This is a genomic window from Colwellia marinimaniae, from assembly GCF_002207865.1.
Classification (GTDB): domain Bacteria; phylum Pseudomonadota; class Gammaproteobacteria; order Enterobacterales; family Alteromonadaceae; genus Colwellia; species Colwellia marinimaniae.
The window spans coordinates 1-2,853 of record NZ_BDQM01000071.1; the positions used below are offsets into that span (position 1 = coordinate 1).

Here is a 2,853-nt window from a genome sequence, read left to right on the forward strand (position 1 = left end):
ATACTGGTGTGGTTTGAGGTTTCGGGGGTTGTAGCTATGTTGGCTCTTATCGGGTTTAAATCAACATACGCCATACAGGCGATAACAGCAGCTTCATCTAATAAGGCTTGTGATTTAAAGCGACCTTCCCAGAACCTGCCTGTGCATCCATCTTCTTTGTTGGCTTGTACGGCAATGCTTTCATTTAGAATGCGCATAAACCAGCTGATATCGGTTAACCTTGCTCGATACACCTCTGCGGTTTCTTCCACTATTTGTTGTAGAGGTTTAATCAGTTTTTCGCCGCGTAAATATTGTTGCGTGATTAATGTGCCTTTAAATAATTGATGCCAACGAGTAACAACTTCATGCATTGTCCATGCTTTGGCTTGCTCAACATCAACATGTAAAACAAGATGAGTATGATTACTCATTACTGCGTAAGCACATACATCAATAGCAAAGGTTTGGCTTAACGCTAATAGTTTATCCTTGACCCAACCGCGCCTATGTTCAAAGCTTTGCCCGGTTAACTTATCTTCGCCACATAGAAAAGCACGACGAACACAACGAGAGATACAGTGATAATAACAGGTATCAATTAAACTGACTTGCTGTTTTCTTGCCGTTGCCATAGTAACCTCAACTGGTTTTATTGCTGATTAAACAAGCATAGTTGAGGTTTTTGTTTAGTTCCATTGAAAGGGGTGAAAGGGGTGTCTGCTATATTATGATTGAAAGGGGTGAAAGGGGTGTCTGCTATATTATGTCTGCTATATTATGGCGACACACCAAAAAAACACTGGATATAAACCGACACAAGAGCAATTAAATGAGATCACTAGTTTTTGAAGGTAAGACTTGGCTTATTTATGAGCAGTTAAGAGAGAAAGACAAAAAGCTTCATAAAGCATTATGCAAAATTTTAAAAGAAATGTTACGTGCAGATCCTGCAAGTGGTTTAGGTAAAACAGAACCGCTAAAGCATAATTTATCGGGATTATGGTCAAAACGTATTTCCCAGAAAGACAGAGTGGTCTATAAATTTGATGATGACAGTATTTATATCTTCGCTATTGGCGGACATTACGACCAGCATTAAAAATATAACGCCGTTTTAAGCGGCTGCTAACAGTCCGTTTGAAAACCTTATAGTTACTCCAAGCCACTTATTTAACTTGTATATAGAGGTATATAATAAAAATAATAATGCAAACGTACCCTAATGATATAACTACATTTATTGAAAGAAGTAATTGCCACATTTTAGTGTGAAAACCATGGATGTTTCTAGCTTTAGCTGAAAGTAGTTCAATTGAAGATGGTATTAATAAAACTGCGGAAGTAATTATACATGGGATGAAAGTTATCATTAAAGCAAAGAAAACTCCTGCACCTGCAGAATATGATGTTTCAGAATCAACACCTCCTAAAACCCATGTACCTAATAAAAAGGCAATTAAAGCAAGTGATAATCCCAGAACCTGCATAAATCTCATAACTATCCCTGTAAACTAACGCCGCAATAAACGACAGAAAATACTTGGCTATAATTGTTGTGAGGCACGAACAGCAGTCAAGTGTTTGGTGTCCGATTTAATTGCCTTTGTTAGGTTTTAGCTCGCTAATTCTTTTATCTATTTCGGTTATTTTTTCAGAAGGTGAAGCGCCTGTATCTATTGCTTGTACAACAGATAAACCTTTAAACATGTGATAGAGACAACCTACAAAACCTACAATTCCCAAAACAGGAATTACTGATCCGAAACATAGTCCAAGCGCAAGCCAAATAAACCCCATGTACAGCGAGCGTAGACTTTTATAAATAGCCCCAGTAATAACATAGTTAGAAAATTGAAAATTTTTGTCCTGATGTGCTTTTAGACCGATATACTTGTCACGGAGGGTTTTTAAATAGCGAATTTAATTTTTTGCAGACCTCTGCGAAATTAATCTGCTAGTATAAATATGTAATTTTTTGCCCTAACAAAAGTAAAAGCCAAAATAAACCAGAGCCCAATGCTCCCTGAATAATTAATGGCCACTCTAAAACTGCATTTACTATATCACTCACATAACACTCCATTTGGCGAACTCGAAAACCAACGCCTCATTAAGAGGAAATTTATAGTTGGCTAAAATGTTGAACGCAGTGAAAATAGCCAACTGTTATTTGTCCTTTTAAGTGACTTATACCTAAATTACACTTCAGCTCTTGGTCTAACTTTTGCCTCTATAGCTGTCCCTTTTACTGAGATCTTTAATAAACCATCTGTACCTTTACACCTTTTAGCTAATGGTAATAATTGAGATTTAAAGTCATTATTATGAATTAAGTGCTCCATAGCACTTAATGATATTTCATACTCACCGCAGTTTTCATTTGAGCATAAATAATGGCGTTTCTTCTCATTATCCGTTTTAATGTAATTAGAATCCGAATTACATAGATAACAACTTTCAGAAAATTTAGTATTACTCACGAATTATCCTTTAGGTATAACAGCTTATTATGGATACGGCTCAGTAATGTCCGCTCCATAGCTTTAATTTAATTCATATTAATATCCCATATTTTCAGCACCTTAGACACTTAAAATATTTTATTTCTGTTAGGCCTTGGAGATTACTGAGACCTCTAAGTAATCTCCAATATATAATTAAAGACTATTTTACGTAATATCAATTGGTTAGGTCTTATAACGATTGATTGGGGGATATTACTAAGGCTTCTCAGTAATATTTAGTTGATAAAATATTTGATATTTAATTAGCCTAAAACTATAACTGTATATAAATAAGGGGTATCCCCTTAGCTCCATATATGAGGTTTTGTATTATTCTCAACTCTTACCTGTGATCTTTTTGTACGTA

4 protein-coding genes are annotated in these 2,853 nt (G+C 35.5%); 2 read left to right on the forward strand and 2 right to left on the reverse strand.

Annotated elements, in window-relative coordinates; genetic code table 11:
* The coding region (locus MTCD1_RS18085) for a transposase (protein WP_307188516.1) at window positions 1–614 on the reverse strand (614 nt) is incomplete at its 3' end.
* A 197-nt stretch (window positions 615–811) separates the two neighbouring features.
* On the opposite strand from MTCD1_RS18085, the gene MTCD1_RS18090 reads away from it, so the two are divergent.
* Together MTCD1_RS18090 and MTCD1_RS18095 are read left to right on the forward strand one after the other, a co-directional pair.
* A complete protein-coding gene (locus MTCD1_RS18090; protein ID WP_057183325.1) occupies window positions 812–1,081 on the forward strand; it encodes a Txe/YoeB family addiction module toxin in 270 nt (89 codons plus the stop codon).
* A 182-nt stretch (window positions 1,082–1,263) separates the two neighbouring features.
* Window positions 1,264–1,497: a hypothetical protein gene (locus MTCD1_RS18095; protein WP_057183327.1), complete on the forward strand. Its 234-nt coding sequence runs from the start codon at window positions 1,264–1,266 to the stop codon at window positions 1,495–1,497.
* Window positions 1,498–2,180: 683 nt separating this feature from the next.
* On the opposite strand, the gene MTCD1_RS18100 is transcribed toward MTCD1_RS18095, so the two are convergent.
* Window positions 2,181–2,462 (reverse strand): hypothetical protein, encoded by a 282-nt coding sequence (locus MTCD1_RS18100; protein ID WP_057183329.1) that lies wholly within the window; start codon window positions 2,460–2,462, stop codon window positions 2,181–2,183.
* Window positions 2,463–2,853 lie beyond the last annotated feature (391 nt).

What these genes read in the sequence shown, in the direction of transcription:
- MTCD1_RS18095 (WP_057183327.1), top strand. Translation starts at nt 1,264, where the DNA reads ATGTTTCTAGCTTTAGCTGAAAGTAGTTCAATTGAAGATGGTATTAAT.
- MTCD1_RS18090 (WP_057183325.1), top strand. Translation starts at nt 812, where the DNA reads ATGAGATCACTAGTTTTTGAAGGTAAGACTTGGCTTATTTATGAGCAG.